Origin of the sequence: Shigella sp. FC1967 (assembly GCF_001743005.1) — a bacterium.
Lineage (GTDB): Bacteria > Pseudomonadota > Gammaproteobacteria > Enterobacterales > Enterobacteriaceae > Proteus.
On the sequence record NZ_MIIZ01000767.1, the window covers coordinates 1 to 3,542 of the forward strand.

Annotated in this window: 5 protein-coding genes; all 5 read left to right on the forward strand. The window is 40.2% G+C overall.

The annotated features are described in order from the left end of the window. The coding region (locus BHE89_RS12465) for a 3-methyl-2-oxobutanoate hydroxymethyltransferase (RefSeq protein ID WP_171742498.1) at positions 1-424 on the forward strand (424 nt) is incomplete at its 5' end. 40 nt (positions 425-464) lie between these two features. Continuing rightward, a complete protein-coding gene (panC, locus tag BHE89_RS12470; protein ID WP_069368506.1) occupies positions 465-1,316 on the forward strand; it encodes a pantoate--beta-alanine ligase in 852 nt (283 codons plus the stop codon). A gap of 32 nt (positions 1,317-1,348) precedes the next feature. Continuing rightward, positions 1,349-1,729 carry an aspartate 1-decarboxylase gene (gene panD / locus BHE89_RS12475; protein ID WP_036932765.1) on the forward strand — a complete coding sequence of 127 codons (381 nt, stop codon included), beginning with the start codon at positions 1,349-1,351 and terminating at the stop codon, positions 1,727-1,729. 231 nt (positions 1,730-1,960) lie between these two features. Further along, positions 1,961-2,593 (forward strand): response regulator transcription factor, encoded by a 633-nt coding sequence (locus BHE89_RS12480; protein WP_069368507.1) that lies wholly within the window; start codon positions 1,961-1,963, stop codon positions 2,591-2,593. A 1-nt stretch (position 2,594) separates the two neighbouring features. After that, a partial coding sequence (locus BHE89_RS12485) for an MASE1 domain-containing protein (RefSeq protein WP_171742499.1) occupies positions 2,595-3,542 on the forward strand: 948 nt, incomplete at its 3' end.

Here is a 3,542-nt window from a genome sequence, read left to right on the forward strand (position 1 = left end):
AAAAATGCTGGCTGAGCGTGCGGTTCCTGTCTGTATCCATTTAGGATTAACACCACAATCTGTCAATGTTTTTGGCGGTTATAAAGTCCAAGGCAGAGAACATGATGAAGCCGAGCAGTTAAAGCAAGATGCTATCGCCCTTGAAAATGCAGGAGCACAATTGGCAGTATTAGAATGTGTTCCTGTTACTCTGGCTAAAGCGATTACAGACGCATTAACGATGCCTGTTATTGGTATCGGCGCAGGTAATGTCACTGATGGACAAATTCTTGTAATGCATGACTTATTGGGCTTAACACCTCAAGCGCCTAAGTTTTCAAAAGATTTTTTACAAGAAGCAGGCTCATTAAAAGGGGCTGTTAGCCTTTATGTTCAACACGTTGAACAAGGCTTGTTTCCCGAAGAAAAACATTCATTTAACTAATTTACTATCTTAATTATCAATATCGTAAAGGAGTCACGCCATGCTAATTATTGAAACTACGCTTATCTTACGCCGAGAAATCAAGCGGTTAAAGCAAGAAGGTAAACGCATTGCATTGGTTCCAACCATGGGTAATCTTCATGAAGGTCACCTGAAACTCATTGAAGAAGCCCGTATTCACGCAGATGTCGTGATCACATCTATATTTGTTAATCCACTTCAATTTGATAGAGAAGCCGATTTAGCAAACTATCCTCGTACTTTACAAGAAGATTGTGAGTTACTGCGTGATAAACAAGTCGATATTATCTTTGCGCCTTCAGCAAAAGAGATGTATCCGCACGGAATGGAAAATCAAACTACTGTTGATGTACCTGTATTATCTAGCGTATTAGAAGGGGCAAGTCGACCAGGTCATTTCCGTGGTGTCACAACCGTTGTCAGTAAACTTTTTAATCTTGTACAACCTGATGTTGCAATGTTTGGTGAAAAAGACTTCCAACAACTGCAAATCATCAAAAAGATGGTAAACGATTTATGTATGGATACGAGTATTATTCCTGTTGCTATCGTACGTGACAAAAATGGTTTAGCACTCAGTTCACGTAATCGCCTATTATCTGATAACGAAAAACAACAAGCGCCTGCACTTTATCAAACGATGCAAGAAATCGCAGAACAATTAGCATCAGGTAATCATGACATTAATCAGCTACTGCAAAGTGCCAAAAACACCTTAGAGCAGAAAGGTTTTCGTGCAGATGAGTGCTTTATTTGTGATGCAGATACCCTCACTCCATTAAATGAAGAGAGCCGTCGAGCAGTGATCCTAATGGCAGCATGGCTGGGTAATACTCGCTTAATTGATAACCAACAAGTTAACCTTGTTTAATCTTCATAATTAGAACAATAGGAAACACAACCATGCTACGCACAATGTTACAAGGCAAACTACATCGCGTAAAAGTCACACAAGCCGATCTTCACTATGAAGGCTCTTGCGCAATTGATCAGGATTTTATGGATGCCGCGGGCATTCTTGAAAATGAAGCCATTGATATTTATAACGTTGATAATGGCGAACGTTTTTCAACTTACGCCATTTGCGCAGAAAGAGGCTCGCGTATTATTTCGGTCAATGGTGCTGCCGCACGTAAAGCTGCGGTTGGTGATCGCTTAATTATTTGTTCTTATGTGCAGATCCCTGATAGTGATGCACGCAGTCATAAACCCAATATCGCCTATTTTGAAGACAATAATGAAATGAAGCGCATTGCCAAAGCCGTCCCCGTCCAAGTGGCTTAACCCATAAATGATTGCTCCACTTCCCATAGGCAGAGGTTCCCTGCTTATGGGAAACAATTAACAAGAACAATAAATAACCCATTATTATTTGCTTGTCACGATCCCCCTTAATAAAAACGAGATATCAGGTTCAAAACAGAGTTTCTTCTCCATTTTTCCTCGCTTATCTTTCAGTAGATTGTTATAAATCATATAAGTATTGTCTAACTACCCTCTGACTAATAAAAAATTATGATAAAAGTTGCTTTAGTAGATGATCACATTGTTGTGCGTTCTGGTTTTGCACAACTCTTAATGTTAGAGCCTGATATTCACATCGTGGGTGAATATTCTAATGGGCAAGAAGCATGGCCTTATTTAGCACATGACGATATTGATGTTGCGGTTATGGATCTCTCTATGCCCGGCGAAAGTGGTCTACAACTCCAAAGTCGCTTAAAACAAAAGCGCCCTGATTTTCGCACTATTATTTTAAGCATCTATGACACCCCTGCTTTTGTTCAAAGTGCACTAGACTCTGGCGCTCGTGGTTATTTAACTAAACGTTGTGGCCCTGAAGAGTTAGTACAAGCTGTACGCGCCGTACATCAAGGTGGCTGTTATCTTTGTTCTGATGCGATGAAAGCATTGCGACAAACGCCTGAAGAAGACAGTGCGCTACATACCTTAACCCCCCGTGAAAGAGAAATTTTTAATCTTTTAGTCCAAGGAATTAATGTCAAAACCATTGCCGTAAAACTGAATCTTAGTCATAAGACTGTACACGTTCATCGCGCCAATGTACTCGGTAAATTAGGCTGTGAAACAACCATCGATTTAGTTCATTTCGCCTTAAAAAATCAGTTGATTACCGGATCGCTATAACATGAAAAGGGGACTCCGTTTTCTTCTTCAATCCCTCTTTTTATTACTCACCTACTCTTTACTTTGGCTATCACTTTGGGTGATTGGCTTCTATTTAAGTAAAAATGGGCAACAAGCGGCTCTTTTCTTACCTCAAGGTCTGCGATTAGCCCTCATAATTTTACTCTGGCGTCGCTTTTGGCTACCGATGTTATTTGCAGAATGGGGGCTTTATTACTGGTTAGCGCAAGAGCAATTAATTACACACGCGATTATTTATCTCTCACCAATACTCAGCCTCGTTGTCGCACTCGAAGTTCAACGTATTTGGTGGCGATATCCTTTGTATTGGCAACGCTTAACCCTATTAATTGGTGCCGTGGGTTTTAATAGCCTGTTGCAAGCCTTTATTCTTGGTTTCTCTATTAATACCACCAGCGGAATTTTCCTCACCTCTGTCACCGGTGGCATATTACTCGCACCTTTTGTCTTTTTACTTTATGAATATCTTCGTGAATTACAAAGTCGTACCCTAATTTCTAATGGTACTCCCGATCCCCCACTAAGAACTTCTTTGCTGATGTGGGGATTTCTATTTTGCCTTATTGGGTTAAGTGCTCAGTTTTTCTTAACACCCGAGATAGAGCGATTATTAGTTATCCTTGTTTTTATTCCTAATGTCTTTATGGCTTACCGTTATGGCTGGCAAGGTGGCGTATTATCTGCATTATTAGGCAGTTTAATGATTACGTTTGCTCGCCAAGTGAATGGCGCATTTAATGATTTGCGTGAGTTAGAAATGTTTTTAACCACACAAGCTATTATTGGTATTGGCTTAGGAATTGCGATTAGCCGCCAACAACAACTTGCTCATAATTTACGCCATTACCGTCTACGCCTAGAACAAGAGTTGCAAGCTCGTCGTGATCTTATGGAAAAACTGGTTCATACCGAAGAAGATGTTAAAAAA